Below are 26,875 nucleotides of genomic sequence, written 5' to 3'. Positions count from 1 at the left end.
TTTTATCGGAACAGGACCAATTCCTCGCCGCCGTCCAAGAGGAGGCGCCATGCCACCGAGGAATTGCCCTCCGGCGAATGGGCGAGATTTTCCACCGCGCCCTGCTCTTCGGGATTGAAGTAGTAACAGGGCTCGATCTTTTCGATGGTGCGTCCCTTCAGCCCGTCTTCGGTCAAAAGGCGCAGGAGCACCTGCGTCGGCATCGGAAGCGGCGCGGTCTCGTCGGTCTCGCCCAGCACCTCGATCCAGAGCCTGTCCATCCGCACCACCACGTCGCCGTCTAAGGTGATATTGGTATAGGTGGATTCCATATAGCGGTTCTTGTACTTCGAGGTAAAGCTCAGCGACCAATTCTCCCCCGCCCGCTTTTCCGATACTAGTTCCATATCGTCGGCGCTAAAACCCCGCTCGTCGAGAAACAGCCTTGCCGCATTGAGCGCTTCTTCTTTCGAGAGCGCGCCCTCGCCCCGCTCGTCGGATTCATAGAGAATGCGGCGCTCGTCGATGACCGTCAGCGTTGCCCCCGCGCCGTCGATCCGCATATAGCGATCTTGGTTTTCCGCCAGCACGCCTTCGCCGCGAAAAAAGCGGCGATTGTAGTTTTCGGGGCTGTCCGATTCAAAGCGCACGTGCAGTACGGGAAGCGAAGTGCCCGCCCGGGGGATCTCCGTCTTCAAACCGATGCCGGCATCGGCCAGCATTTCCTCGACTTCGCGTTCGAATTCCGGCGCGCTTTCCGCGGGGCGGATGCGCCGCTGATCCAGGAGCAAAATGCCCGCCAAAAACACATTGGTGAGGAGGAGGGCCACGATAAATACGGTTTTCGACTTTTCCCAGTTCATTCCCTCTCCCCTCCGATATACGCCCCCGTCTGGGCGTCGAACAGATAGTCTTCGTCGTCGATGCGGAATGTATAGCCGTATCGCAACTTGCTCCGCGAGTGGTCGGCATAGTCGATATAGCACAACCCGAAATCGCGCACGTCCTTTAAGATCTCGTTATAGCCGCGGGCGGGATCGCCGAAGACATTCGGGTTTTTGGCGACGATCTCGTCGACCGAAAGCGTCGATACCGGCTCGTCTTCTACCCGCTCGCCGCTGTTGTTGCGGTAAATATAGCGAAAACTGCGCACCTGATTGTCGTAGATCTCCGCCTCCACATAGTTTTTGATGCGCCCGTCTACGGGCACCACGCCGATGCCGCGCTCAAAGAAGTTCAGCGATACCCGGTATCCGCCGCGCCCGTTGTCGCGCACGGGCACCACGTCCTTTACATAGAGCGAATCGCCGTTTCCCGTGGCGCGCACGGTAAATGCCATGGCCGTCTGCACGGCGCTTGCGGCATCGGTGCCGCTGCCTTGGCTCTCGCCGCCGTTTCGGTACTCGAGAATGCCGTTTTTGAACAGCCGCACCGATTTTTGCCCCGCCACATAGAGCACCGAGTCCTCCTCGACGATCACGTGGATGTCGTCGATCGAGACCTTCAGGAGCCGCTGCACCAGGTCGTTCTTGTAAGCTGCGGGCATATCGGACAGCTCGTTTCTGTAAATGTGCCCCGGCGCAAACCCCGCCGCGCCGTCGGGCAGATACACCGCCCGGGGAATGCCGTAGCGCTCCCACAGGGAACTGTAAGACGGCAGGTTCTCCTTGGCGACCGAGGAGATATAGGTTTCGATATCCGAATACGACTGCGGCACGCGGGGCTTAAAGATCCCGTTGTCGGTGACCACGAGCATTCCCTCGCTCTCGGAAAAATAGAGCTGGCGAATGTCCTCCTCGATATCATCGAGATTATACATCTTCTTTAAGAGATCCGAATACACGGCATTTTCTAAATCGAAGACCACCGACGGTTCCTCGTGCAGTTTGAGATAGCGGGCGGTGCCCACCGATTCCCAGCGCACCTTTTCGTTGATCTCGGAACTCCGCTTGAGGATATTGCGATAAAAGGGCCAGAGATTTTGCAGTTGATAGATCTTGGTGTGCTTGCCGTCTCCGAAATTGACCAACATACTGGCGGGGAGCACCCTGGGCTCTATATTCTCTGCGATCTTAGGCTGCGCCTTGGGAAGCAATTCCTCGGGCCCCGGCGGAGCGGCGAGCCAAATCTTTTCCGCCAAAAATACGCTCGTCACCAGGAGCACGCCGATAATGACGGTCTTAAAATGCTCTTTCATTGCGCCTCCTGATCCGTGGGAAAGGACAAGAGCACCTGCGTGCCCACATTCAGCTCGCTTTTGATGCGAATGCGCCCGCCCATATTTTCCATCACTTCTTTGGCGATCGAAAGGCCCAGACCGCTGCCGCCCATAGCGCGGCTACGGCCCTTTTCCACTCGGTAAAAGCGCTCGAAAATGCGCTCCAGATCGCGGCGGGAAATGCCGATCCCGTTGTCCTTGATTTCGATATGCACCCGAGAGCCGTAGTTTCTGCCGATGACCTCGATCTTGCCGGCGTAGGTGGTGTATTTGACCGCATTGGTCAGGATATTCGCAATCACCTGGTGCGCACCGTGTCGATCCGCCAAAAACGGCCGAATGTCTTCGGGAATGTCGAGGCGCACACGGTGGTGCTTCTGCTGGATCATGGGCCGGAGCGATTCGAGAATGCTCGTCACCACTTCGTAGGGATCGATCGACACGATTTCCCAATTCGTGCGCTTCGCGTCCATATTCGACAGCTGCAACAAATCGGTAACCAAATGCGTCATGCGGTCGCTTTCGCGGTCGATAATGCTCAAAAACCGCTCCGCCGCGCTCTTGTCGAGATCCGCCCGCATCAGGGTTTCCGTATAGCTCTTGATGGTGGTGATCGGGGTCTTGAGCTCGTGGCCCACATTGGCGATAAAGTCTTTTCGGAAGATGTCGAGATTGTGTTCCTCGGTAATGTCCTGCAACACGGCGATAATCCCCTGATTGCGGCTGCCGTCGCCCTTGTAGGGGGCGTAGCGGATATTATAGAAGTTCTCTTTGATCTCCTTTTGGCTCATCCCCGAAAGGGAACCCGGCTCGAAGTAGTTGATATTTTGTATGTTCAGATTTTTCAGATCGAAAAAGCTACCCATATCCCCTTCTTCCAGATCGAGGATCTCCCGTGCCACGGGATTGACGTGGATTAAGCGGCTGTTTTTGTCCACCGCAATCACGCCCTCCGCCATATAATAGAAGATCGTGTCGAGCTTGGAGCGCTCCATATCCATTCTCGAGATGGTCTCTTCCAGCTCCGTGGTCAGATAGTTGAACATAGAGCCCAAACGGCCGATCTCGTCGTCGCTTTTGACCTCGACCTTTTGGTCGAAGTTCCCCTCCGCCATCTCGCGCGCCTGTTTGGTCACATCGCGGATCGGCGTGGTGATGGAACGGGCGAGGATATAGGCGAGAATGGTGGTGACGATAATCGCCACAATGGTGGCATAGGTAAGGATAATGCTCGCATCGTCCACCACGCCGTAGAGCGACGAGAGATTGCTGACCATGTAAAATAAGCCCATTACGCTGCCGTCTTTTCCGTAGACCGGCAGGGTGTAATGGGCGTAGCGCGTCTTGGAATCCGCATCTTCTCGGAGCACCGTGGCGCCCTTGCCCTTAAATCCGTTTAAGATCAGCTTTGGCGAGAGATTGGGATCCGCCAGGGCGTTTTCTCCCGCCACCAGATTTTTGGAATTGATGGTCGACGCCAAAATCTCGGGCACCTTGCCCGGCCCGATGACATAGATCGTCTCCTCCGAACCGATGCGCCAGGCATTCAGCGTGTTTTGAATCCGACCGCGCACATCGCGCCAGGGCGTCTCGGTCAGATAAACCGAAGAATTGGTCATCGAACTCAGGGTCTGTTCCATATCGGTCTCGACCTTTTCCAGCTGGGCATCCTCCAGCCGGTTGACGATAAACGCGCCGACGATGGCCATCACCACCGTCACGAGCAGTACGTAAATGACGATAAATCGCCATTTGATGCTCGAGTAAAACTTAACCTCCAAAGTAGTACCCGACCCCCCGCTTGGTGAGGATATAGCGGAACTCTTCCCCTTCGTCCTCGATCTTTTCCCGCAGGCGCCGCACGGTCACATCCACGGTGCGAATATCGCCGTAGTATTCGTAGCTCCATACCTCCTCGAGCAGCACCTCTCGGCTAAAGACCGTACCGGGCGATTGAACGAGGTATTTTAGGAGCTCGAACTCGCGCAGCGTAAGTTCTACGATCTTGCCGCGCTTTCTCACTTCGTATTTTACCGGATCGATATACAGATCCGCTTCTTCGATGACCTCGTCGGGGAGATACCCTTCGTTTTCGAAGTCCTGGCGGCGGAAGTTCGCCTTGACCCGCGCCACCAACTCGCCGATCGAAAAGGGCTTTACCACATAGTCGTCGGCGCCCAGCTCCAGGCCGCGGATCCGATCGCCCTCGGCGTCCTTAGCGGTCAGCATAATCACCGGAACCCGGCTCTTTTTTCGGATTTCCTTTAAGGTTTCGAATCCGTCCATTCTGGGCATCATCACGTCCAGAATCACCAGATCCGGCACCGTTTCTTCGAATTTTTCGAGACATTCCACGCCGTCTTTTGCGATTTCGGTTTCGTACCCTTCGTTTTGCAAGTTATACGAGATGATTTCCGCGATCGGGGTTTCATCTTCCGTTATCAATATTTTCATGGTGATTCCTCCTGTCCGCTCATTATAACATAGGGAGAATTCTGTATAATGGAATCGGCATCTATTTTTGAACGTTCCGCGAAAGCGTAAACAACAGACGCCAGATCGCCTCCGCCTCCGCGCCGTAGGGGGCGGCGAGCGCGCGCACCCGCGCTATAATCTCCTCTTCACGACCCGGGTCCGCCACCGCGGTGCCCTTCGCCTTTTTCTCCGCGCCGATGCGCGTGGACAATCGAAAGCGCGCCTTCAAAAGCGCCGCCATCTCCGCATCGATCGCATCGATTTCTGTACGCATTGCTTCTATTCCCATACTCGTCCTTTCCGGAGGTCTTATGTCTATACATATCGTCTATCACGCCTATCTTACCACTTCTACCGCTTTAACGGGCGTCATACGGGATTTGGTCGAAAAGGGCACAAATCTCATTCCCAAGCCCCATACCGATTATATCATTTGTAAAGAAGGAGAAAAGATCGTCGCCAAAGACCGAAAGCGCGACCCCGAGCCCGATGCCGTCTTGTTTTTCGACAAAGACATCCTCCTCGCCCGCCTCTTGGAAGAACGATACCCCGTCTTTAATTCCTCCCACGCTATCGCCGCCTCCGACGACAAAATCGAGACCTGGCGGCTGCTCGCCCCGCGGCTTCCCATGGTACCCACCATCCCCGCGCCCTTTCACTACTTTTCGTCGATGCCCGAAGACAGCTATCTCGACGCGGTGGAAGCCCTGGGCTATCCCGTCGTCGTAAAGGCGGCAAAGGGATCCTTCGGCGAGCAGGTCTTTTTGGCAGAGGACCGGGCAGCGCTCGAAGAACGCATCCTCGCCATGGGAGAAGCCCCGTTTTTGTTTCAGCCCTTCGATCTCGACGCCGCCGGAAAAGACATCCGCGTCCTCATAGTGGGCGATACGATCATCGGCGCCATCAAGCGCACCAACGACCGCGATTTTCGCGCCAATATCGCCGCCGGCGGCCGCGCCGAACCCTACATCCTAAACGAGCGCCAGCGCGCAATCGCCCTCGCCGCCCACCGCGCGCTGGGTCTTACCTTTTCGGGCATCGACCTCACCGCCTCTTGCGAACGACCTGCACTGATCGAGGTCAATTCCAATATGAGCTATATGGGCTTTCAACAGGCGACGGGCATCGACGTATCGCGAAAAATCCTAGACCATATCGCCACGTTGCTCTGATCCCGGCCGATCGGGGAAAATGCCCGAAACAAATTTTCACTATGCTATAATGAATACAGGAGGGATGCTATGCATTTAGAAGTATGCGGCGGTTGCAACGCCAAAATCGGCGCGGGCGACCTGAGCAATATTCTCGAAAAACTGCCCCTATTTCCCCGCAAAGAGATCCTCGCGGGCTTTGAGGGCAACGAAGACGGCGCCATTATACAAATCACCGAAGACATCGGCGTCGTCACGTCCTTAGACTTCTTTCCGCCCATGGTGGAAGAAGCCTACGAATTCGGCAAGATCGCGGCGGCAAATGCCCTGTCCGATCTCTACGCCATGGGCGCAGAACCCGTAAGCGCCATGAACATCGTCTGCTTCCCCGAAGAAGAAGACGTGCGCGTCCTCGAAGAAATTCTCCAGGGCGGCGCCGACGTCTGCAAAGAAGCCAAGACCACGCTCACCGGGGGCCACTCCATCCACGACCCCAAAATCAAATACGGCCTGAGCGTCATCGGCATCGTCGACCTCAACAAAGTCTATCGCAACAACACCCCCAAAGTGGGCGACAAACTGTATCTTACCAAGCCCCTGGGTGTCTCGCTCCTGATGAGCGGCTACACCGTGGGCGAGGTAGAAAGGCCCCACTACGAAAAGGCCGTACAATCCATGGCGACCCTAAACAAAGCCGCCTACGAAATCCTAAATCAATACGAAGTACACGCCCTAACCGACGTCACCGGCTTCGGACTCTTGGGACACCTGTCTGAAATGGCCGAAGGCGCCTCCGCCGTCGTCGAGACCGAGGGCCTTCACATCCTGGAAGGCGCGCGCGAAGCGGCGGAAAATTTCCTCTTTACCGCCGGCGGGCAGCGCAACCGCAATGCCTATGGCGATCAAATCGCCTTCGAAATCGACGACTTCGCCTTAGAAGAAGTGCTCTTCGATCCCCAAACCTCGGGCGGCCTGTTGATCTCGGTCGATCCCGAAGACGGCGAAGCCATGTACGAAGAAATGCAAAACGCGGGCATCGACGTCTACCCCGTCGGGAAAATGATCGAAGCCGGCGACAAATCCATCTATGTGAGGTGATCGAGATGAAAGAAATCGACGCAATGGGACAAGCCTGTCCGCGCCCCGTCATTATGACCAAAAAAGCCATCTCCGAGGAAAACTTAGAAGAGGTACTCGTAAAGGTTGACAACAAAATCGCCACCGAAAACCTCTCCAAAATGGCGAAACAACTCGGCTTTACCGCCGATGTAACCGAACACTCCCCCGCCGCCTACGACGTGTATCTGCAAAAGACCGGCGACGTATGCGACGTCATGGATTTCGAAGACGAAGGAAAAGACTACGCCGTCGTCATCTCTTCTACCGAAATGGGAACGGGAGAGGCGGCATTCAGCAAGACCCTGCTCGAAGGCTTTATCTACGCCCTTACCGAGCAAGACATCGCCCCGAAATACGTCATTTTCTACAACACGGGCGTACTTCTTCCCACCGGCAACGAAAAAGTCATCGCAGACCTCAAGGCACTCGAAGAAAAAGGCGCAGAAGTCCTCTCCTGCGGCCTCTGCCTCGAACAATACGGCGTCAAGGACAAAGTGCAAGTCGGCAGCATTACCAATATGTACCGCATCTGCGAACTCATGATCCAAAACAAAGTCGTAAAACCCTGCTAAGTGCGGTTTTCACAGTAGCGGAAACCGGGAAGGCAATGCCTTCCCGGTTTTTTGATTTCAATATGTTTTCATACCGCCGCCGATCTGTTCACGCCATTTTCTATACATTACCTTATGAATTTTACTGCAATTTCACCTCATCCATAGGATGCCTCATATATACTAAAATTAGTAAAGTAATTATCAAGAAGGAGGCGCGATGAAAAAATATATATCTACCGCTATCGCCATAGCCGCGGTACTGGTTCTTTCCTTTCTGATATGGAATAGAAATCATATGATTCTCAGAAACCCCGAAGTCGACCTCTTCTGCGAGGGGCTGGAGAGAGATCATCCAAAGATCGTTCGCATAGAAAAATATATGTTTCGGACATTTATCGGCTTCGAACTCTGCTACGAGGATTCTCAAATCTCCCGAGAAGAGTTGATCGAGATCCGCGACGCATTTAAGGATCGATTCAATCGCTATTTTATAGAAAAGATCGGCCGAAAACATTGGGGGCGTTCCATGTATCCGGCCGATTTCTCGGTTAGAATCTATTTGAAAAAACGAGACGGCTTCCACGACGACAATGACTACGAGATCAGCTCTACCCTAGCCGACGGGTACGATACACAGGTGCCCCTCTCTGATTCGGACAATTTATTTCGCTATTGGTCGATCGCGACTCCGGAGGGATTGCTGATTCAAGAGGAAGAAGCAATGTAATGCAAAAGGAAGATACCATAAATAAACGAGTGGGCATCGTCGTGGCTGCGATTGTCTTTCTGTTCTTTTTTTCTTCGTTTTGGAACCGGAACCATATCCTACTTCGAAATGCCGAAGTGGATGCATTTTGCGAACAACTAATGCAGAAGCACCCGAAGATTACAAAAACGCATGCCTATCTCTACGATGCGCTGCTGGAGATTCAGCTGTTCTATGACGATTCCAACATACCCGAGGAGGAATTGCTCGAGATCCGAAACGAAGTGAAAGGACGATTTGACCGGCCGTTTATACAAGCGGTCGCAAAAGCGCATTGGGGAAACGATGGTGAGCCCGCGAATTGCTATGTCCCCATCTTTTTATCCGAAGGGACCGGCTTTTCCGATCGCCACGCGTACCTGATCCGCTCTACGCTTACCGAGAAGCGAAACAATCAACAAGCCTTAGACGATGCGGACAATCTATTTCGCCATTGGGATATTTTGCTGTATTCCGGCGAGATCTTTGCAAAAGACAGTCCGAAAGAATAGCATACAAAAACAGCCGCTCCCTCGATTGGGGAAACGGCTGTTTTTTGTGTTTTCTTATGCCACTTGTCTTTTGGATTTGCGGATATAGGTGATGGCGGTGTAGATGACGACGATGGTGATGATGACCGTCAGGATGTTCATGGGAAGTCCGGTGACGAATTTCGCCGCGATAAATACACCGATCATGCCGCCGATGGTGATGGCGATACTTGCCTTACGCGCATAGACGCCTGCCTTTACGAATTCGGCACTGGCGACGGGCATGAGTCCTGCACAGGAGGCCATCATGATGGGGAAGGCAACCAAGGGGTTGAGACCCAGCATGTATACGAGTGCCATACAGGGAGCGTACAGACCGACGCCGATGGTCATGAGTGCGCCGAGGAAGAAGTTGACGACGACGCCGATGACGAGTTTGATGCCGGTGAGGCCCACGGCTTGGTTACCGGTGCCGAGCATATCGAGTACGCCGAATTGCTTGAGCAACATGAGCGCCGCGGTTACCAGAAGGGCGATCCCCATGTAGAATTGTACTTTCTTTTCGGGGAGTTTCGATACGGTTCTGGAACCGACGAAGGAGCCGACGACGGCGGCCGCCACCATGGCGAACAAGGTGATGGGGTCTACTTCTACGGATTGGATAAAGATAAATGCTTCGGTCAGTACCGGAATGGTACAGGACACGTTCAAGGTACCGGGCAACAGTTTATCGTGATCCAATTGCTTGAAGAAGTCTAAGAGTGCCGTCAGCGGCGCAAAGCTGCCGATGCCCAGGGTATCGAAAAAGTTGACGAAGGCGCCGATAAGGCCGCTCTTTACCCAGCTCGCTTTTTCCTGTGCCATAATTTCTTTGTTGGCGGTCAGGTCCTTCACCAGGAAGAATAAAAAGTAGAGTGTCAGCGCGGTCAATACGCCCAACAGTAGTGTTACAATCATGTATTTCTCCTATTCTGTGTGTTCGCGGATTAGCCCAATACGAATCCGTGTTTCAACGGGTCGGTTTCATCGATGACGAAGTGGTTGAAGCCGGTGATCCAAGCGGAGCCGGATACTTGCGGAATCACCGCGTCCAAATCGCCCACTTTAGCTTCTTCTACGATCTTGCCGTAGAAGAGGGTGCCGAGGATGGATTCGTATACGAATTCGTCGCCGACTTTGAGTTCGCCCTTGGCAAAAAGGGTGGCCATTTTGGCGCTGGTACCGGTGCCACAGGGGGATCTGTCGACTTGCCCTTGACCGAATACGACGCAGTTTTTCAGGGTCGCTTCTTTGGTGTCGGTTTCAGACCACCATTCGATCAAGTCTACGGTGTTGATGTGGGGCAATTCGGGGTGTTGTACCTTGATTTCTGCGTTGATGATGTCGCGCAGTTGCATGCCGAGTTCGTTGAGTTTTCCGGCATTTTCGGGCACGATGTCGAGTCCCACTTGGTCGGCTTTTACGATGGCAAAGAAGCTGCCGCCGAAGGAAATATCGAATTTGATTTTTCCGTGTCCGGGCAGTTCAACTTCTTGGTCTTCTTTGTAGAGGAATGCAGGTACGTTGGTGAAGGTAACCTTTTTCGCATGACCGTCTTCGACTTCCACTTCGCCGCGGACGATGCCTGCGGGCGCTTCTTGTACGATCTTGGTGATAGGTTCTTCTACGGGAACGATACCGGTTTCTACGGCTACCGACATTGCGCCGATGGTGCCGTGACCGCACATGTTCAGGTAGCCGCCGCCATCCATAAAGATGATGCCGAAGTCGGCTTCCGGATTCGTGGGTTGTGTAAGGATCGAACCGAACATGTCGTTGTGTCCGCGGGGTTCCAACATGATTGCGGTACGAAGATAGTCTAAGTTATCTTCTAGCCATTGTTTTTTCTCCGGCATGCTGTCTCCGGGAATTTTCGGGATACCGCCGATAACCACGCGGGTGGCTTCGCCTGCGGTATGGGAATCTACGGCGTGAATACTTCTGGAAAATTTCATTCTGGATCCTCCTCACAAGTAAAAACATTTTCCTGCCTGACAAAGATACCTTTTTATGCCATTTATATGTAAAATGGCGGGAGCATGTGGGAATCGAACCCACCTAAGAAGCTACGAACTTCTCACAACGGTTTTGAAGACCGCGAGGCACACCAGAAACCTATCTACTCCCATAATAAAAATATATCTGTCCATGTAATAAGGAAAAATAGAACCGAGGCGTTCCCCGCAGGTATCATACCATGTTCCCGACAAATCAGCGACGTCGACCTCGGTTCCTTTTCACTTATTTTATTATACTAGGGCGCGTATGGCCCCGTCTCTATATTCGTTGGGCGACAAGAGCACGGGCATATTGGCCATGTCGATAATCGATAGGCCGTCGAAGCCGGAAGGCTCCGAGGGGAACAACATATTGTCATACATCGCTCCCTGTCCCGCGATCTGTTTCAACAGGACGACTTTTATGCCGTCTTTTCGCTCCACATCGTAGTAATCGTGAGATTCGTCGGCGAGGGTGCCGTCGAGCTTCTTTTGCATCTTGCGAATCTCCATGATATAGTCCTCCGCCACTTGAAAAGCGGCGTTGGCGAGTTTTCGGTCGAAGGGTTGTCCGCCTTTGACCAATACGTCGATGTGCAGAATATAGTCATTTTCTCCCGGCGTTCCGCTTCTTCCCAGGTAGAGCTGTTCCTTCAGATTGCCCTCGGAAGAGCCGAATTCTCCGATCTGGCGACCGTCTTCGTCGACGCCGGTAAGCAGTACATAGCAGCCGGTGAAGGTGTGTGTGACGCCTTCACCGAGCGTGCCGAGTACTTTCGTAGATATAGGGATAATATCCATGATACTGTTGACTTCCACATCGTGTTGATGCGGTTTCAAGATGGATACCGTGGAGTTTACGACGAGTTCGCTCGCGTTTTTGGTCTGCTCGGGTACGGTGAGCTTTCCGTCTTTAAACGCGGGCTTTTTGCCGAATTCCACATCCGTTGCGTGAAAGGCGCGGATGACCAAACGCCTTTTTCGAATATCTTCCATACTATCCCCCTACTACGATGGTTTAGACCTTCGCTTGGTATTCGAAGGGCAAATCGACGATCTTGCCGGCACTGGGAATGGCGATAAGCTGTTCCAAGGTAGCCTTCAAGATACCGGTTTGCATTTCTACGTTGTTCGGTTCCCCTGCGTTGGCTCCCATAGGAACACGCGGTGCAACCGCTCTGGGCGATCCGTTTTGACGGACAACCGGAGGTAATGCAGCGATCAAGATGGTAGGAATCCCCGATTCCTCTATCGCACGTTGAACAATCGTCGCGGTGCGGTGACAGGTACCTCAGCCACCTGTGAGGATAACTGCATCTACATCCTCATTGTTCAAAAGTTCTGCGATCTTCGGACCGGTCTTGTTGGTGAAAGCGTCTTGGTCTCCACCGCCGCCCATGAAACCATAGTGCATGGGAGCAACTTCGCCGATAAATCCTTCTTCTGCGAGCTCTTGCAATCTTTCGATGGGGAACATACAGTTGATGTCCTTGTTTACGTCGGAGTTGTCGTATCCGCCGTGGGAAACCATCAATTCGTCTCCGTCTACATCTCCGGGGATTTCGCGGAAAGTGGTATCCCCTGCAAGGTTAAACCGCTTGTCGGTCTTTAAGTGAATACCGGCAGCACTTGCAATGGCGACTCGCATATCCTTCAGTTCCTTTTTTACCGGTGCCCAGACGGGTTTCGGCGTAATAGGAACATAGATTTCGGATTGCAAGCCCTTAATGCTTGTAAGCTTCATTCTATTTCCTCCTTGTGGAAATCAGTCTTCGAGACCTCTTTCTCTTCTCAATTCGATATTTCTTTGGTATCCTTCGTTTACATCCGGGCTGATCACTTCGGGCATCGACATCAACATTCCGATTTCCATGCCCTCTTCGAGGGGGTAGTCGGAGATGATATAGCGTAGGGGCACTTTGAGTTGTCCCATTCTGCCCTTAAAGTCGATGGTGACGGATGCTTCGGTGAGACGAACGATGATGCCTTCAATATACGTCTCCGAGGAGACATATCTCAGTTTTTCCATCGTTTATTCTTCGTCTTCCTCGTCTTCGCGTTCGTAGATTTCGCGACGTTTCTTACTCTTTTCGAGTACTTGTTCATTGTCTACGAGTTCGAATTCACGACCGGTTTGTTCGCGGATCAGTTCCACGTTATTCAGCTTCACATTGTTGTTCCACTTTCTTTCCGGTGCCTTGATTTCTTCGCCGGCCATTACGGTCTTCAGCATAGCGATGGCGCGGATAGCGTCTTCTTCGCAAAGGGTGTTATTTTCGAGAATTTCGTTTTCGATCCCTTGCATGGACTTGTTGTTGTCGACCATAGCCGTCATATACTTGTTACCTGTTACGAGGGCACCTTGAACGGCACAGAAGGACATACCGACTACGGGAACGCCGCGCATACCGACTTGTTCGTGGTGAGAACCGAAGTCGATGTGGTTGTTACCGAAGCCTTCGGTGGTGATTACGACACCGTCGGGATTGATCGCTTCTACGGTCATACCGAGACGCTTGGATACATAGAATTTTTCGGTGTTGGCTTGAGGAGAGCCTACGAGCAAAACGCCGAGCAAGTCGATTTCGTCGTCAGCCAATGCTTCGAGTACCAAGGGTTCTCTGAAGTAGTGACGGCTCATTTCCTTGGATGCCGGTCCGATACAGGTAAGTGCGTGCACGCCGCCGTCTAAGATTTCGAGGGGGCTGAGCATGATCGGAAGGTTACCCAAGTCGACGTTCGGCTTACCGCCCAACCATCCGCAGGGTTCGATGGGAAGAAGCAAGTTGTCGTGCATTGCGCCTTGTCCCATGATTTCCTTGATGATGAGGACCTTTTTGCGACCGTCTTTGCGAACGTGGGAGAAGTTTTCTTCTCGTACGGGTTCGGCTTCCAGCTTCTTGAGCGCTTGACGGATTTCATCGGTCAAGGTGTCGGTAGCGTGGTGCGCCGCCATGGGTCCGCGACGTTCCATGTTGGTCTTTTCTTGGATGGTAATTTGGGTCTTAATGAAGGTTTCGCCTTTGTCCGGGCTGCCGGGGCGATTCCACATAATGTTTTTGTCCATTTCCCCTTCGGAAGAACCGAATTCACCGATTTGAACGCCACCTTCGTCGGTACCGGTCAGCATCATAATGACGCCGTCGAGTACGCGGGTAACGCCTTCGCCAAGTTCGCCTTCTTCTTTGGTGGCGATGGGCTGTACGTCCATGATCGTTTCGGAATATTCCTTATAGCGATCGGGAGTAATGATTTCGATGGAGAAGTCTTTTACGAGTTCTTGAGAATCGATAACTTCTTGCTCGATGCCTTCACGAATATAGAGGGTGGCGCCTTCGATCTTGGTTTCGGGACCGCGCTCTACTTTGTCAATCGTGTAGTATTTTTTTTTGAGCGTGCGAATTTCGTGGGTTTCGCCTTCGGCTTCTTCGCCGGCATCTACCGCTTGTGCACCGGTATTGTCAGCGCCCGCTGCTGCGCTTGCCATCTGGGGGAAAGCTGCCCCACCTGCGACACCAGTGCCGCCTACGACGGGAAACGTAACTTCGATGTTTTTACCTTCAGCGATCTTGATGGTCGCATAACCACCGACAGAAGGTGCTGCCACTGCTTGGGGAGCTGCTTGCGCTACGGGTGCTTCTTCCGCCGCTTCCGCTTCTTCTGCGGGAGCTTCTTCGGCTTCGTCTGCTTCCTCTTCGGGGAGCTCTTCTACGAGATCCATGGTGAGGGGAGTCAGGGCATCGACGGTTTCTTTGAGCTTGCCGCCGATTACTTGGCCGATCGTCAGGGTTTCGTCATTGATATCCAGCAGACCGGTATCTTGCAGGTCCGGGAAAATGGCCGGGTCTTCCAAAATGGAAGGCTCGATGACTTCACCGGCTTCGAATCGGCAGCAGGTTACGGCAGGATCGCCTTTGTGCTGCATAGCCGTTTCTTTGGTAATAGACATTTTCTTCCTCCTTATACATGAACAACCTGCACCGGAGAGACTCCGGCGCCCGACGGAAGAATCGCCGTCGGATTCCTTCGAGAAGAGAAGACCGGCCGCGGAATGCGCGAAATGCCTCCGACGGTTACGCGCTTAAAGTCGGCTCTGCCTTTCCCTCTCGATGTAGGTAAATTATACCAATTCCTGAAAACGTGGTCAAATGACGGTATTCTTTATACATTTATAGCTTTTGAGAGAAAAATAACAGACTATTTTTCAGGAAAACTCTGTATATGTTTTCCTGATTTTTCCTGCGGCAGTTTGTTATCGTCTAAACGATCACCTTTGTGACGAATTTGTTTTTCCTATACGAGATTATTTTTTCCCGAAACTTCCATGCCACACCCCGTCCCAAGTCGTGGGAATCCACCCGAAGCTGTGATAAAATCGAAGTATAGAAAAATAAATAGGCGTAGAGGTTTTATCTATCCGAGCAATACTGCGCTTGATTTATTTCAGACGGAGGAAAAAATGGATTTTAAACAGATTAATGCTTTTGTGAATGTGGCCAAATACAAGAGCTTTTCCCGCGCGGCGGATGCTTCTTTTTTGACCCAACCGACGATCAGCGCCCACGTAATCAGCTTAGAAAAGGAACTGGGCGTGATCTTGCTCAACAGAAATCGCGGCGAGGCGATCCTCACCGACGAAGGCAAAAAACTCTATAAATACGCGGTCAATCTGATCAATGTGCGCGACGAGGCCATTCGCGAGGTCAAGCAAGAGGTCCACGAAGAGGTGGCGGGGGTGCTTTCGATGCAGGTCTCGTCGGTGATCGGCGAATCCTGGATCCCCAAGCACTTGGTCTGCTTTCGCGAGGAACACCCCTATGTCCGCTTTTTTATCGACCAGTCGGACAGCGACATCGTAGAAAACAATCTGCTCTCGGGCCAGGGCGATCTCGGATTTCTCGGCAAAAAGCCCAACTCCGCACTGGGATCGGAGCGAGTGCTCACCGATCCCTTGGTGCTGATCTGCCCCAAAAACGAAAAGTACAAGACCTTATATAAGAAGTATCAGTCGCTCAGCATCAAGGAGATCTTGGGCGAACAGTTTATCTGGCGAGAAGAGGGTTCCGCCACCCGCCGCCAGTTCGAAAAAGAGGTGGAAAAGCTCGGCTATTCCAGTTACCAATGGGGCATGAGCGCGCTTCTCACCCATATCGAATCGATCAAAAAATGCGTAGAGCTAGGCCTCGGCATCTCGGTCATTTCGAAGATCTCCGCATGGGAAAACTACGAGGCGCGGGACTATCTGATCTTTAAAATCAAAGAGTTGCATATGACGCGGGATTTCTATATGGTATGGAATAAGAACGTCACCTTATCGCAACAGGCACAGGCGTTTAAAAAATACATTCACGAAAAGGCGGAAATCCAATGACATTTAGTATGAAGGAAAAATCACAATACTTACAACAGCTGCCCCAGGTAAACGAGCTCTTAATGGCGCTCGAAGGCAAATCCGACGATGTGGCGCTATTGAAAGAGGCGGTGCGCGATGCACTCGATGCCGCGAGAAAAGGAATCCTTGCGGCAGAAGACGAAGAGCGCTGCCGCGCCCTCGCCGATCGGGCCGCGATCGAAGCATCGATCCTTTCTGCCCTCGCCGCCAAGGGGCGTCCGGCGCTGATGCCGGTGGTCAACGCCACCGGGGTGATCCTTCATACCAATCTGGGCCGCTCGCTCTTGAGTGAGGATGCCATCGCAAATATTTCTGCGCTTACGGGCCGCTACGCCAATCTGGAATACGATGTGGACGCAGGGCGTCGCGGCAGCCGCCACGATATTTTGAGCGGCCTCTTGCGCGAGATCACCGGCGCGGAAGATGCGATGGTCGTAAACAACAACGCATCGGCGGTGCTCCTCGCCATCAGCGCCCTTACCGCCCCCGAAGGCGAGGTCATCGTCTCCCGGGGCGAGCTGGTCGAGATCGGCGGTTCGTTTCGGATTCCCGAAATCATCGAGCTTTCCGGCGCCACCTTGCGGGAGATCGGCACCACCAATAAGGTGCACCCCGCGGACTACGAGCGCGCCGCCGAAAGCGAAGCGGCAGAGGTGCTCCTCAAAGTACACACCAGCAATTTCAAGATTATGGGCTTTACCGAAGAGGTAGAACTGCCCGCGCTCCGAGAGATCGCCGATCGCCACGATTTGCCCCTGATCTACGATTTGGGGAGCGGACTGATGCACCCTCTTTCCGATGTGGGCATTCGGGAACCCGACGTGCTCTCTTCCCTCGCGGCGGGGGCGGATCTGGTGCTCTTTAGCGGCGACAAGCTGTTGGGCGGGCCCCAGGCGGGGATCGCCATCGGAAAGCGTGAGTATATCTCCCGCATGAAGCGCCACCCCTTGGCGCGGGTGGTGCGCATGGACAAGATGAGCTTTGCCGCCTTGGAGGCAACTCTCAAAAGCTACCGCAATCCCGAAAAAGCGCGCAAAGACATTCCGGTGCTCTCGATGATCGCAAAACGCCCTGAGGACATCCAAAAAGAAGCCGAGGCGATGGCAGAAGCACTAAAAGAATTCGGCTACTTCGCCGAAGTCGCTCGCGACCAGAGCGAAATCGGCGGCGGCTCCTGCCCCGGGGAGTACCTCGACACCTATGTGGTGTCGGTAGAAGACCCCAAGGCGAGCGCCGCCTCGCTCGAGGAAGACCTCCGCAAGAACGATCCGCCGATTGTCGCGCGCATTCGGCGCGACCGCCTATTGATCGATGCGCGCACGCTGCGCCCGGGGGATACGGACACGATTCTGCGCGCCATGAAACTTAGAAAGACATCGCGATGAAAAACGTCATTATCGGAACCGCCGGCCACGTGGACCACGGCAAGACGACCTTGCTGAAGGCACTCACCGGCGTCGATTTGGATACATTACAAGAAGAACAAAAACGAGGGATTACCATCAATCCCGGCTACAGCACCATGGAAAACGACCGGGGACTGGATATCGGCATTATCGACGTGCCGGGCCACGAAAAGTTCGTGCATAATATGCTCACCGGTATCGGCGGCGTCGATCTGGTGCTTTTATTAATCTCCGCCGAGGAGGGCATTATGCCCCAGACCCGCGAGCACTTCGAGATCGTAAAGGCGCTGGGAATCGATACGGGCATTCTGGTCCTCACTAAGGTGGATCTGGTGGATCGGGAGTGGATCCCCATCCTCGAAGAAGAAGCCCGAGAAATGGTACAGGGCAGCTTCTTAGAAGACGCGCCCCTCGTCCCCGTCTCCGCCTATACCGGCGAGAATATCGAGACGCTTCGAAATCTTATGCTCGATATGGCCGAGGCCGCCGAGGAGACGCCCCGCACGCCCGAACTCACCCGATTGCCGGTGGACCGCATCTTCTCGGTGGCGGGCCACGGCACCGTCGTCACCGGCACTTTGGTAGAAGGCGCCATCCGAAAGGGCGATACGCTGCGCCTGTACCCCAAAGAGGATCTCGCCGCGGTGCGGGGGATTCAAGTCCACGGCAAAGAGGTCGAAGAAGCCTTTGGCGGACAGCGGGTGGCGCTCAATATCTCGGTCAAAAAAGACCGCCTCGAAGTCGGCGACGTACTCGCCCCGCCCCATAGCCTTCCCCTCACCAAGCAGATCGACGTGGCGATTCACATGTTCGCCTCCACGGAGCGCACCATGAAAAATTCCAGCCGCGTCCACGTAAACTACGGCAGCGGCGAAGCACTGGCGCGGGTGATTCTCTTCGGCGAAGACGAACTGCTCCCCGCCATGAGCGCCTACGGCCAGTTGCGATTCGAAGCGCCGATTCCCATTCGAAAGGACGACCCCTTTGTGCTGCGCTTCTTCTCGCCCGTCGAAAGCATCGCCGGCGGACGGGTGCTCGAGGTGCATCCCAAGCGCCACAAGCGCAAGGACGAGCGCGTCGTCGAGCGGCTTTCTCAAAAAGATACCGGAGACGACGCCACGATCTTCGCCCTCGCCCTCGAGGAAAACCGCTATCGCTATGCCGACGAGCGCGAACTGGGGGCGGCGCTGGGCTTTTCCGAAGAAAAGCGACACGCGCTCCGAAAAGAGCTCACCGAAGCAGGCACCACCGTCGAACTGCCCGGCGGCCTCTTGGTACACGCGCACACCGCAGAAGGCGTGCTGGAAAACGCGCGCGCCATCCTCGCCCGCTACCACGAGGAATTTCCCCTCGAGACGGGCATGCCCAAGCAGGCGTTTCGCCATCAGCTCCAAGAGGCGGAGCACTTCGATGACGAAAAAATTCCCGAGGCGTTTCTCGCCCATTTCTACCAAAAGCACCTGCTGGAAGACCACGGCAAGCGCATCGAGGACAGCCACTTTACCGCGACCCTCACCCCCGAACAGGAAAAGCAGTGGCAGCGCGCCGAAGCCATCGCCAAGGAAAAGGGGTTCGAAGGCGCCGACGACAGCGACTTTGTTCCCGTGGGCAAAAAGCGCGAACACGTGCTCCGCTTTATGGAAGAATCGGGAACGCTGATCGCCTTAGAAACCCGCACCTTGCACCGCGACGTCTGGGACGAGGCGGTATCGATTGCCCTTGCGATGATCGACGAAACCGGCAAAATGAAACTCGCCGACTTCCGAAACGCCATCGACACCTCGCGCAAATACGCGGTCGAAATCTTAGACGAAATGGACCGCCGCGGATTCACCAAATTTCATGACGGCGTCCGCGTGCGCGCATAAATCACACCGAAGACCGGCGATGCCGGTCTTTTTTGATACCTAAAGCAGGGTGTGGAGCACGCCGTCTCGAATTTGGTTCGGGGTCACGAAAAAAGGAATATTGTTGCAATCTCTCAGCATGCGCGCCCCGATAAATCCCGCCGGCTCGTCGGGAAATACCGCGCTATCGTACATATTGCCGAGGCCCGAGGTGATCTTGACCAAAAGAATACGGGGATTGCCCGGCCGCGTCTCGTCGTAATAGTCCTTGCGCTCGGATTTCATATCCATCAGATCCGCCAAGACGCCGCGGATCTCTCCGACAATGCGGTCTGTGGCGCGGTGCGCCGCCTCGAGACCTTCGGCGGTGCGTCCTTCTTTTTCTTCAAACAGATAGTCGATGTGGAGGATATAATCCGACGATGCCGGCGTCCCCGCCCGGTCGAATTCTACCCGCTCTTTTAGAATGCCTTCGGACGATCCGATATTCGACGGCTGAAATCCGCTATTCTCCTCCACCCCGGTGCTCATCACCGTCACGTCTTCCAACACGTGGGTGATACCCTTTCCAAGGCTGCCGCGGTGTTTTACCGCTATGGGCGAGAAATCGAGATTGGAATTGACGAAGCCGTCGACCTCTCCGGGCACGAGGATCGAGACCCGAATATCTCGAATCCGCGGCTCCGTCTCTTTTATTCGCTCTTCGATCCCCTTTCGCACGGTGAGGACGCCTCTACGAATGGCGGTCTCTTCGCCAAATTCTACTTTTTCGATGGCGAACGTCTTTTTCGTCAAGCGATGCCGCTTTTCTCCCTTCGGCAGCGGATCTGCAGGAACGATGCCCTTTTTCTTGAGTTTCGACTGTAATAGCGCCAATGCCTTGACGGCGTCGATCTCTGTCAGATTGTTTTCGCCCACCTTACAGGTTTCATAGCCCGACGCCTCTTTGTTAAAATCGATCACCGTCTCCACATAGGGATTTGTCGCGACGAGCCTCCCCTGCTGTGCTACATAGCTCAGCCCTACGGAGGGAATCCCGCGAATCCCGAGTTCTCGAATCACTTCCACAAAATCGATATGGTGATTTCCCCACCCGTCGATGGCCACTAAGGCGCCGTCGATTGCAAGCGCCTCGGCGAGTTCCGCCGTGCGCTTTGCGGTAAAGACCTTATCGTCGTAGACTTCGCTTACGCCGTTGATGATGACGCCGGGAAAGTCGACCTTTTCGTCTTTGCCCAAGAGATCGGTTATCGGGCAGCGGTAATGGTGCAGGCTCGTCATCTTGATACTGGGACCTAAACCCATGGATTCCTCCTTTCAAAAAAAGCTGCCACGAATGTGACAGCTTTTGATAAACCACGAAACCGCGTTTATACGTTGTGACGATATTCGTAAGGCAACATCTTGGTTTGATTGTAGCTGGGGCAGTCCCGTACCCATTCCAGGGAATCCTTCAAAATGCCCATTTGCATTTCTACATTGTTGGGTTCGCCGGCGTTGGATCCGATGGGAACGTGCGCAGCGGCAATGCGGGGTGCACCTTGTTGTCTTGCGATGGGGGGGAGTGCGGCGATTACCACACAGCTCATGCCCGCTTCTTCACACGCGCGGGTAACGATGGTCGCGGATCTGTGACAGGTACCGCAGCCGCCGGTACAAAGTACGACGTCGACGCCTTGCTCCTTCAATTTCTTTGCGATTTCGGGGCCGGTTTCTTCGCGGAACTTTTCTACGTTTCCGCCACCGCCCATAAAGGTGTAGGTTACTTCGGGGAGGGATCCGATAAATCCTTCTTCCACCAGCTCGTGCAGGCGGTCGATGGGGAACATCGCGTTGACGTCCTTGTTGATATCGGAGTTGTCAAATCCCCCGTGAGTAACCATCAATTCGGAAGAGGGCGTGTCGAAGGGAATTTCTCTATAAGAGAAGTCGCCCGAGGTGTTAAAGGGTTTGTCCTTTTTATTGTGAATCCCACCGGCGGTGATAAAGGCGACTTTACATTCGCTCAGGGGTTTCTTTAATTCGTTAAACACTGCCTTCGGAATATTCGGCACGAATATTTCCGATCTCAATCCTTCCACGGTTTTTAAAGTCATTTCAGTCCTCCTTACAATCGACTTTGTTGTCTGAATCTTTATTCGGCGACGACGAGGGCCTTGCTCAGATAGAACTCTACCGGTAGTCCTTCCTTTAAGGGTACTTCGGTAATTACCGTGCGCCTCGGGACGCGGATGGCGCCCAGATCGCGGTTCATCTTGCATTCTACGGCCGTATCGTTTACTTCTGTGAGAACGCCGCTGACTACACAAGGTTCGATGGTCTTCTGATTCAGGAGTTCGGAGACGTCATTGTCAAAGGGCATATCCTGTACGCGCAGATAACTGTAATAGAAGGTCAAATACCGATTTCTATCGAAATCTTCGTAATTGACGATCAATGTCTTGGGGATGACCAAGACGCCCAGGCGGCCGCTTAAGTGGATCTTTATCCGATTCTCCTCTACCCGATCGAAGCTCTTAATCTTTCCCTTTACCTTGACGGGTTGTATCGAGTACTCCATCAGAATTAGTGAATCGTACCGCTTTCAACCAGCTCGGAAACGGGCAGACCCATGATCTTGTTGTTTTCGTTGATTACATCGTGGTTCCATTTCTTTTCGGCGGGAAGGATTTCTACGCCTTCGATCTTGTTCTTGAGCATTTGGATCGCTCTTGCAGCCACTTCGGGGGTGATGCAGTTGCAGCCGGCGATGTCGTTTTCGAATCCGCCCGCATCGAGGTTTTCTTCGACCATGGCATCGGCGTGCTCGTTACCTACGACCAATTGTCCTTGGTATGCACAGAAGGATACGCCCACTACGGGGATGCCGCGCTTACCGGCTTGGCCGATGTGTTCTACAAAGTCGATGTGGTTATTGCCAAAACCTTCGGTGGTGATGATTACGCCGTCCAAGGACAGGGCATCGAGGGTGGAACCGAGTCGTTCGGAAACCCACATTTTTTCGTCGTTGACTTGGGGGGAGCCTACGAGGCATACGCCGACCAAGTCGAGTTCTTCGTCTTCTGCCAATCCTTCGATTAAGGGTTCGCGGATATAGTGGCGGGTCATTTCCTTCGTAGCCGGTCCGATACAGGTCAGCGCATGTACCGCACCGTCTCTGATTTCGTTGGAGTTCAATACCAAAGGAACGTTGCCAAGGTCTACGTTCATGCGACCGCCGGCGACGCCACAGGGTTCGCTGGGACAGAGGCAGTTGTCGTGCATAGCGCCTTGACCCATGATTTCCTTAACGAGGAGGATACGGGGTCTGCCGGGACGACGTACGTCTTCGCAGAGTTCTTCTTTTACGACTTCGCCTTCATAATCCTTGAGTTCTTCTCTAACCGCTTGGATAATGTAGTCTTGGCATTTGTGTGCGGCCAAGGGTCCCGGTCTGGTCATACCGGTGAGGCGTTCTACTACGGCGTGGCAGCGAATGATGATGTCGCCTTCGTCGGCACATCCGGGATGGCCGAAGAACATTTGCTCGTCGAGATATCCTTCGGAAGAACCGAATTCGTGAATTTGTACGCCGTCTTCGTCTACGCCGGTGAGCATAAATACGACGCCGTCGACGATCTTGGTAACGCCTTCGCCCAAATTGCCTTCGATCTTGGTGGCGATGGGTACGACATCCATAATGGTTTCGGTTTCGATATGGCGATTGTCCGGATGGATTACGTCGAGTTCCAGACTCTTCACCAGGACGTCTTCCTTGACGGCTTCTTTTACGATGTTCTTGTCGATGGTGATGACGCCGTTTTCGATGGAAGTCTTGTCGCCGAGCTTGGCGTCGTTGATCTTAATATGTTTTTTCGTCAGTTTATGGATGACTTTCTTTTCGCCGATTTCCGCTGCGGCTTGTGCCGGTGCGGCGGCTTGTGCGCCTTGTGCGGCAACGCCTACGGGCACTTCGACCTTCAGGCCGTCAAATTTTTCCGCCTTTCCTATTTCAATACGAATCATTCCGCTTCCTCCTACGGTAGGGACGATAGAAGATACATTGTTCGCTTCTTCCTTGACTTCTGCTTTCGGCTCTTCTTTTTCAGCGGAAGGTTCTTGGACTTTATCGATCATATCCTTCGTGATAGAAATCAATGCGTCGGCATCTTCCTGCAGAACCGATCCCAGTACTTGCTCGATGGTCAAGCCGTCGTCGGAGAGTTCGATCAAACCGGCATCCACCATATCCGGGAAGAGAGAGGGATCTTCGAGGTCGGCAGAGCTGATCTTCGTTCCCTTTTCAGTGCGGCAGCAGAATACTGCCGGATCCTTTAAATGTGCTTGGACTTGTTCATTGGTTAACGACATATACAGCCTCCTTCGTTTCAAGGTATTCTCGGCCGGAGTTGAATACGTTTACATTACGCGTGACAAACTGCATACATTTGAATTCAAATCGATGTTTCGTCGGCGAGGCAAAATTCCACATGCGATCTATGCGGGCATTACACGCCATTTCACGAAAACTGCAGCACTTTCGCGAAGGCATGTTGCTGCAGACCCGAATATTTCGATTTGTGAAATTCCCCCGTCAGATACGATGTTAACAAAGGTAGGGAGTTTTCGTCAATAAAATTACATTAGTATTTGAATATTTCTCGGGAAATAAAAGTTATTTGAAAAATCGATAGTCGGCTATCAACGGCTTATTTACGCCATTTCATACCTCTAAACCCCATGGCTTTGCTTTGTTTTGGGAAAGTCCGGCGAATCTTTGCATTGCGTTTTCCCGCCATTTTTCACATAGAAAAAGGAAACGCATATGCGTTCCCTTTTGTAAAATGTCGGACTATTTTTGGGATTTCATCTTGCGGATCTTGAGTTTGAGAAAGGCGATCGCCTTTTTCGCATCCAATTCGTCGACATTGTTTTCGCCGACGACTTCCGTCTCGATGCCCGCCTCGGACTTGTTGATGTCCACGAGGGTGTCCATATATTTGTTTTTCACCACAAATGCGGCCTGCGTACCCTGAAAGGTGACCCCCACGGTGGGGATGCCCCGCTTGCCGAGCTCCTCCCAGGTGTTGGCAAAGTCGACGTGGGAGTTGCCCCAGCCGTCGGCGCTCAGGATGACGCCGTCTGCACGCATGCCCTCGATCCACTGGGCGGCGCGGGTGCCGACCAGATACTTATCGACATTGTCTTGGGGGGTACCCACGAGGACGATGCCCTGAAAGTCGATGTCGGTATCTTCTCCCAAGAGTTCCACGAGGGGATCGCGAAAGTGGTGTAAACTGGTTTCTTTCGTGGAAGGACCGATTCCCATGGTCTCCTCCTATCTGTCTTTAGAGTTGGCTTTCGTCGTACTTGCGGATCACGGGCATGCCCATGGTGCGCAGTGCGGCGTCGGTGGCGTGGTGTACTTCCAAGCCGGCCTTGGGTGCAGAACCCATAACCGTATTGGAGCAGTCGGTGCAGTGGCCGATCAGTACGGAATTGGCGCCTTCCTTCTTGAAGTGGAGCACGTGTTCCGCCTGTCCCGGGCAGTTCCCCGGATCCTTGCACTTGTAGGTTCCGTTGTTTTGTTCTACGGCGTTTTTGCACACGCGGTATCCGATGGGCTCTTGTCCCAAGGATTGCGCGATTTCGTAGAGGCGTTCCTTAGCGGGACCGCAGGCACATTGGATGATGCCCAAGGGACCCTTGGCTTCGGCGAAAGGTTCTACCGCGGTTATGCCGCCGTAGAGTTTGTAGACGGCGGAGTTTTCCAACATTCTGCGTCCGGTATAGGGACCGCCGATGAGAATTTCGCCGATGGGCTCGTCGATGCCGCCGAAATCTTCGATGATGTCTTCGATCATCATGCCGTAGGGAATGTGGATGATTTCTTTTTCGCCTTTTTTCTTGAATTTCTTGAACTTGCCGGCTACGGTGACGTATTTGTCGATCATGGGCTTGTGGTGTTCTACGGCTTCGTAGATGGCACACAGGGTTTCCACGTTAAATACGACGCAGTTTGCCGCCGCGGGCAGCGCACCGGGTTCGAGCAATACGTTTACGGTATCGCGTACCAATGCGCGCTCTTCCCCTACGGGATATACATTTCTGAGGGGCAGGCAGCGAATGTCTTTGATGCCTTTTTCCTTCAGGAATTTATTGATATGCTTGATTTCTTCTTTGTGTTTGAGCTTAATGCCGATGATCCCTTTTGCCGCACCGGTAGACTTCATGGCGATTTGGATACCGCCGATGAGCGCTTCGGTTTCTTCCATGATTTGCAGCATATTGTGTTCGAGAATCGGTTCGCATTCGGCGGCGTTACAAAGGATGTATCCGCCTTCCTCGAGTTTCGTACCCATTTTTACATAAGCCGGGAAACCTGCCCCGCCCATGCCGAGGATGCCGGCCTTGCGTACCGTTTCGGCATCGTCTTTACCGGGCTCCAATTTGATGAAATCGTCGCTCTTGTCGCCCTGTTCCACGAGAATATAGTCTTCGTGTACTTCTTTTACCTTTCCGTTCACGGAACTGTGAAGCGGTACACTCAATTTCTCGGGATCGTAATCTGCGATCACTTGGCCCCGCTTTACGGAGTCGCCTTTTTCCACAACCGGTTCCGGCGGTGCGCCGACCCCTTGTTTCAGAAAAAACTTAAATTCTTTTCCCATTTCTACACTCCTTCATGCACTTAAACGGATGTCCGAATATGGACGCGTAACGGGGGAGAAATCGCTGTTTGTCGGGATTATGGAATTTCAACCTCAAGTGAATTATAGCAACACCCCCGCGACCCGTCAAGAAACGGGACGGGAATTTGCCCCGGACGCATAAAAATTTTGATTCGGGGTAAGATACAGACAGAAAGAACGACACAAGGCATATTTACGGGAGGTCTATATGGGCTTATTCGATCAACTGGGCAACGACGTGCTCAAGAACGAAAAAAATATCCAAAAACTCGGCGGCAAAAACTCCGAATCCATCGCACAGGCGGCCAAATTCGCCATTCCGGTGATCCTCTTCGGGCTCTGGCAAAAATCCAAAAGCGAAAACGCCCGCCCCAAATTGGAAGAGAAAATCGATCGCTACAAGGGCGAGGCCGTCTCCGGCGATGTGGGCGGCTATCTGGACCGCGTCGACCGCGCCGACGGACGGGAAATGCTCGACGAGGTCTTTGAAGGCAAACAGACCGATGTCGCCGAAGAGATCGCCAAAAAATCCGGCGCCTCCAAAGAAGAAGTAGATGCCGTCCTCGAGAAACTCTCCCCCGCCATCGCCGCCATGCTCGCGGAAGAAAAGGCGAAGGGCAAGGATCTCGAAACGGTCACCAAGCAAGAAATCGAAACCATAAAAGACGACGACGGCTTCGGCTTAGACGACGTGCTCCGCAGTTTGGGCGGCGGCCAAGGCGAAAACATCGTCGACTCCCTGGGTGGGGTCTTGGGCAAGTTTCTGAAATAAAAATAAGCATCGACAAAGT

The 26,875-nt window shown here is 53.4% G+C and carries 26 protein-coding genes and 1 tRNA gene; 9 read left to right on the top strand and 18 right to left on the bottom strand.

The annotated features are described in order from the left end of the window. Positions 1-2: 2 nt before the first annotated feature. The 5 genes from QO008_RS02270 to QO008_RS02250 are packed head-to-tail and all read right to left on the bottom strand — an operon-like array spanning position 3 to position 4,961. The gene (locus QO008_RS02270; RefSeq protein WP_126464824.1) at positions 3-842 is read right to left on the bottom strand and encodes a hypothetical protein; all 840 of its coding nucleotides are present in this window, start codon (positions 840-842) and stop codon (positions 3-5) included. Beyond that, positions 839-2,176 (bottom strand): hypothetical protein, encoded by a 1,338-nt coding sequence (locus tag QO008_RS02265; protein ID WP_307383967.1) that lies wholly within the window; start codon positions 2,174-2,176, stop codon positions 839-841. Before QO008_RS02265 ends, QO008_RS02270 begins: the two co-directional genes overlap by 4 nt. Beyond that, positions 2,173-3,978, bottom strand: a complete 1,806-nt coding sequence (locus tag QO008_RS02260; RefSeq protein ID WP_232006491.1) for a HAMP domain-containing sensor histidine kinase — start codon at positions 3,976-3,978, stop codon at positions 2,173-2,175. The genes QO008_RS02265 and QO008_RS02260 overlap by 4 nt, the downstream gene beginning before the upstream one ends. Next, positions 3,968-4,657: a response regulator gene (locus QO008_RS02255; RefSeq protein ID WP_126464822.1), complete on the bottom strand. Its 690-nt coding sequence runs from the start codon at positions 4,655-4,657 to the stop codon at positions 3,968-3,970. The genes QO008_RS02260 and QO008_RS02255 overlap by 11 nt, the downstream gene beginning before the upstream one ends. Positions 4,658-4,712: 55 nt before the next feature. Then, entirely contained in the window at positions 4,713-4,961 is a 249-nt protein-coding gene (locus QO008_RS02250) for a chorismate mutase (protein WP_126464821.1), read from the bottom strand. Positions 4,962-4,983: 22 nt separating this feature from the next. On the opposite strand from QO008_RS02250, the gene QO008_RS02245 reads away from it, so the two are divergent. The 5 genes from QO008_RS02245 to QO008_RS02225 all read left to right on the top strand — a co-directional run bounded on the left by QO008_RS02245 (position 4,984) and on the right by QO008_RS02225 (position 8,753). Continuing rightward, entirely contained in the window at positions 4,984-5,844 is an 861-nt protein-coding gene (locus tag QO008_RS02245; protein ID WP_307383965.1) for an ATP-grasp domain-containing protein, read from the top strand. Positions 5,845-5,913: 69 nt separating this feature from the next. Beyond that, positions 5,914-6,921 carry a selenide, water dikinase SelD gene (gene selD / locus QO008_RS02240; RefSeq protein WP_307383962.1) on the top strand — a complete coding sequence of 336 codons (1,008 nt, stop codon included), beginning with the start codon at positions 5,914-5,916 and terminating at the stop codon, positions 6,919-6,921. 5 nt (positions 6,922-6,926) lie between these two features. Beyond that, positions 6,927-7,514, top strand: a complete 588-nt coding sequence (gene yedF / locus QO008_RS02235) for a sulfurtransferase-like selenium metabolism protein YedF (protein WP_307383960.1) — start codon at positions 6,927-6,929, stop codon at positions 7,512-7,514. Positions 7,515-7,713: 199 nt separating this feature from the next. Further along, on the top strand, positions 7,714-8,223 hold the full coding sequence (locus QO008_RS02230) for a hypothetical protein (RefSeq protein ID WP_307383959.1): 510 nt from the start codon (positions 7,714-7,716) through the stop codon (positions 8,221-8,223). Next, entirely contained in the window at positions 8,223-8,753 is a 531-nt protein-coding gene (locus tag QO008_RS02225; protein ID WP_307383957.1) for a hypothetical protein, read from the top strand. Before QO008_RS02230 ends, QO008_RS02225 begins: the two co-directional genes overlap by 1 nt. 54 nt (positions 8,754-8,807) lie before the next feature. Here QO008_RS02225 and QO008_RS02220 read toward each other — a convergent pair whose 3' ends face one another. The 7 genes from QO008_RS02220 to prdA (QO008_RS02190) form a co-directional block, all read right to left on the bottom strand. Further along, the gene (locus QO008_RS02220) at positions 8,808-9,689 is read right to left on the bottom strand and encodes a sulfite exporter TauE/SafE family protein (protein WP_307383955.1); all 882 of its coding nucleotides are present in this window, start codon (positions 9,687-9,689) and stop codon (positions 8,808-8,810) included. Between the two features lie 29 nt (positions 9,690-9,718). Then, on the bottom strand, positions 9,719-10,726 hold the full coding sequence (locus QO008_RS02215) for a proline racemase (RefSeq protein WP_126464815.1): 1,008 nt from the start codon (positions 10,724-10,726) through the stop codon (positions 9,719-9,721). Positions 10,727-10,800: 74 nt separating this feature from the next. Beyond that, a tRNA-Sec gene (locus QO008_RS02210) sits at positions 10,801-10,898 on the bottom strand. Positions 10,899-11,020: 122 nt separating this feature from the next. Further along, the gene (gene prdD, locus QO008_RS02205) at positions 11,021-11,764 is read right to left on the bottom strand and encodes a proline reductase cluster protein PrdD (RefSeq protein ID WP_307383952.1); all 744 of its coding nucleotides are present in this window, start codon (positions 11,762-11,764) and stop codon (positions 11,021-11,023) included. A 22-nt stretch (positions 11,765-11,786) separates the two neighbouring features. Continuing rightward, positions 11,787-12,512: a D-proline reductase (dithiol) protein PrdB gene (gene prdB / locus QO008_RS02200; protein ID WP_126464813.1), complete on the bottom strand. Its 726-nt coding sequence runs from the start codon at positions 12,510-12,512 to the stop codon at positions 11,787-11,789. Positions 12,513-12,533: 21 nt separating this feature from the next. Next, positions 12,534-12,797, bottom strand: a complete 264-nt coding sequence (locus QO008_RS02195; protein WP_126464812.1) for a CBO2463/CBO2479 domain-containing protein — start codon at positions 12,795-12,797, stop codon at positions 12,534-12,536. A gap of 3 nt (positions 12,798-12,800) precedes the next feature. Further along, positions 12,801-14,717 carry a D-proline reductase (dithiol) proprotein PrdA gene (gene prdA, locus QO008_RS02190; protein ID WP_126464811.1) on the bottom strand — a complete coding sequence of 639 codons (1,917 nt, stop codon included), beginning with the start codon at positions 14,715-14,717 and terminating at the stop codon, positions 12,801-12,803. 510 nt (positions 14,718-15,227) lie between these two features. On the opposite strand from prdA (QO008_RS02190), the gene QO008_RS02185 reads away from it, so the two are divergent. Genes QO008_RS02185 through selB form a run of 3 tightly spaced genes read left to right on the top strand, consistent with a single transcriptional unit; the run spans position 15,228 to position 19,434 of the window. Next, positions 15,228-16,139, top strand: a complete 912-nt coding sequence (locus QO008_RS02185; RefSeq protein ID WP_307383947.1) for a selenium metabolism-associated LysR family transcriptional regulator — start codon at positions 15,228-15,230, stop codon at positions 16,137-16,139. Further along, positions 16,136-17,545, top strand: coding sequence for an L-seryl-tRNA(Sec) selenium transferase (gene selA / locus QO008_RS02180; RefSeq protein WP_307383944.1), 1,410 nt, complete (start codon positions 16,136-16,138; stop codon positions 17,543-17,545). The genes QO008_RS02185 and selA overlap by 4 nt, the downstream gene beginning before the upstream one ends. Then, positions 17,542-19,434, top strand: a complete 1,893-nt coding sequence (gene selB / locus QO008_RS02175; protein ID WP_126464809.1) for a selenocysteine-specific translation elongation factor — start codon at positions 17,542-17,544, stop codon at positions 19,432-19,434. The genes selA and selB overlap by 4 nt, the downstream gene beginning before the upstream one ends. Before the next feature lie 39 nt (positions 19,435-19,473). Here selB and QO008_RS02170 read toward each other — a convergent pair whose 3' ends face one another. The 6 genes from QO008_RS02170 to prdC form a co-directional block, all read right to left on the bottom strand. Continuing rightward, positions 19,474-20,718, bottom strand: a complete 1,245-nt coding sequence (locus QO008_RS02170; RefSeq protein ID WP_307383941.1) for a glycine/sarcosine/betaine reductase component B subunit — start codon at positions 20,716-20,718, stop codon at positions 19,474-19,476. A gap of 65 nt (positions 20,719-20,783) precedes the next feature. Further along, complete coding sequence (gene prdB, locus QO008_RS02165) at positions 20,784-21,545, bottom strand: D-proline reductase (dithiol) protein PrdB (RefSeq protein WP_269471189.1); 762 nt, start codon at positions 21,543-21,545, stop codon at positions 20,784-20,786. A gap of 2 nt (positions 21,546-21,547) precedes the next feature. Then, positions 21,548-21,973 (bottom strand): CBO2463/CBO2479 domain-containing protein, encoded by a 426-nt coding sequence (locus tag QO008_RS02160; protein WP_197721097.1) that lies wholly within the window; start codon positions 21,971-21,973, stop codon positions 21,548-21,550. Positions 21,974-21,978: 5 nt separating this feature from the next. Further along, entirely contained in the window at positions 21,979-23,763 is a 1,785-nt protein-coding gene (gene prdA, locus QO008_RS02155) for a D-proline reductase (dithiol) proprotein PrdA (protein WP_126464806.1), read from the bottom strand. A 481-nt stretch (positions 23,764-24,244) separates the two neighbouring features. After that, positions 24,245-24,721, bottom strand: coding sequence for a glycine/sarcosine/betaine reductase component B subunit (locus tag QO008_RS02150; RefSeq protein WP_307383939.1), 477 nt, complete (start codon positions 24,719-24,721; stop codon positions 24,245-24,247). Positions 24,722-24,740: 19 nt separating this feature from the next. Beyond that, on the bottom strand, positions 24,741-26,063 hold the full coding sequence (gene prdC / locus QO008_RS02145) for a proline reductase-associated electron transfer protein PrdC (protein ID WP_126464804.1): 1,323 nt from the start codon (positions 26,061-26,063) through the stop codon (positions 24,741-24,743). A 229-nt stretch (positions 26,064-26,292) separates the two neighbouring features. Between prdC and QO008_RS02140 the strand changes: the two genes are divergently transcribed. Continuing rightward, positions 26,293-26,856 carry a DUF937 domain-containing protein gene (locus tag QO008_RS02140; protein WP_126464803.1) on the top strand — a complete coding sequence of 188 codons (564 nt, stop codon included), beginning with the start codon at positions 26,293-26,295 and terminating at the stop codon, positions 26,854-26,856. The last annotated feature ends 19 nt before the right edge of the window (positions 26,857-26,875 follow it).

Origin of the sequence: Aedoeadaptatus ivorii (genome assembly GCF_030815095.1) — a bacterium.
GTDB classification, from domain to species: domain Bacteria; phylum Bacillota; class Clostridia; order Tissierellales; family Peptoniphilaceae; genus Aedoeadaptatus; species Aedoeadaptatus ivorii.
This window is presented reverse-complemented; position numbering and strand designations above follow the sequence as displayed.

What these genes read in the sequence shown, in the direction of transcription:
- QO008_RS02245 (WP_307383965.1), top strand. Translation starts at nt 4,984, where the DNA reads ATGTCTATACATATCGTCTATCACGCCTATCTTACCACTTCTACCGCT.
- QO008_RS02220 (WP_307383955.1), bottom strand. Translation starts at nt 9,689, where the DNA reads ATGATTGTAACACTACTGTTGGGCGTATTGACCGCGCTGACACTCTAC.
- QO008_RS02225 (WP_307383957.1), top strand. Translation starts at nt 8,223, where the DNA reads ATGCAAAAGGAAGATACCATAAATAAACGAGTGGGCATCGTCGTGGCT.
- yedF (WP_307383960.1), top strand. Translation starts at nt 6,927, where the DNA reads ATGAAAGAAATCGACGCAATGGGACAAGCCTGTCCGCGCCCCGTCATT.
- QO008_RS02230 (WP_307383959.1), top strand. Translation starts at nt 7,714, where the DNA reads ATGAAAAAATATATATCTACCGCTATCGCCATAGCCGCGGTACTGGTT.
- QO008_RS02195 (WP_126464812.1), bottom strand. Translation starts at nt 12,797, where the DNA reads ATGGAAAAACTGAGATATGTCTCCTCGGAGACGTATATTGAAGGCATC.
- QO008_RS02170 (WP_307383941.1), bottom strand. Translation starts at nt 20,718, where the DNA reads ATGGGTTTAGGTCCCAGTATCAAGATGACGAGCCTGCACCATTACCGC.
- prdC (WP_126464804.1), bottom strand. Translation starts at nt 26,063, where the DNA reads ATGGGAAAAGAATTTAAGTTTTTTCTGAAACAAGGGGTCGGCGCACCG.
- QO008_RS02140 (WP_126464803.1), top strand. Translation starts at nt 26,293, where the DNA reads ATGGGCTTATTCGATCAACTGGGCAACGACGTGCTCAAGAACGAAAAA.
- QO008_RS02160 (WP_197721097.1), bottom strand. Translation starts at nt 21,973, where the DNA reads ATGGAGTACTCGATACAACCCGTCAAGGTAAAGGGAAAGATTAAGAGC.
- QO008_RS02215 (WP_126464815.1), bottom strand. Translation starts at nt 10,726, where the DNA reads ATGAAATTTTCCAGAAGTATTCACGCCGTAGATTCCCATACCGCAGGC.
- prdA (WP_126464811.1), bottom strand. Translation starts at nt 14,717, where the DNA reads ATGTCTATTACCAAAGAAACGGCTATGCAGCACAAAGGCGATCCTGCC.
- prdA (WP_126464806.1), bottom strand. Translation starts at nt 23,763, where the DNA reads ATGTCGTTAACCAATGAACAAGTCCAAGCACATTTAAAGGATCCGGCA.
- selA (WP_307383944.1), top strand. Translation starts at nt 16,136, where the DNA reads ATGACATTTAGTATGAAGGAAAAATCACAATACTTACAACAGCTGCCC.
- selB (WP_126464809.1), top strand. Translation starts at nt 17,542, where the DNA reads ATGAAAAACGTCATTATCGGAACCGCCGGCCACGTGGACCACGGCAAG.
- QO008_RS02185 (WP_307383947.1), top strand. Translation starts at nt 15,228, where the DNA reads ATGGATTTTAAACAGATTAATGCTTTTGTGAATGTGGCCAAATACAAG.
- selD (WP_307383962.1), top strand. Translation starts at nt 5,914, where the DNA reads ATGCATTTAGAAGTATGCGGCGGTTGCAACGCCAAAATCGGCGCGGGC.
- QO008_RS02250 (WP_126464821.1), bottom strand. Translation starts at nt 4,961, where the DNA reads ATGGGAATAGAAGCAATGCGTACAGAAATCGATGCGATCGATGCGGAG.
- QO008_RS02270 (WP_126464824.1), bottom strand. Translation starts at nt 842, where the DNA reads ATGAACTGGGAAAAGTCGAAAACCGTATTTATCGTGGCCCTCCTCCTC.
- QO008_RS02265 (WP_307383967.1), bottom strand. Translation starts at nt 2,176, where the DNA reads ATGAAAGAGCATTTTAAGACCGTCATTATCGGCGTGCTCCTGGTGACG.
- QO008_RS02150 (WP_307383939.1), bottom strand. Translation starts at nt 24,721, where the DNA reads ATGGGAATCGGTCCTTCCACGAAAGAAACCAGTTTACACCACTTTCGC.
- prdD (WP_307383952.1), bottom strand. Translation starts at nt 11,764, where the DNA reads ATGGAAGATATTCGAAAAAGGCGTTTGGTCATCCGCGCCTTTCACGCA.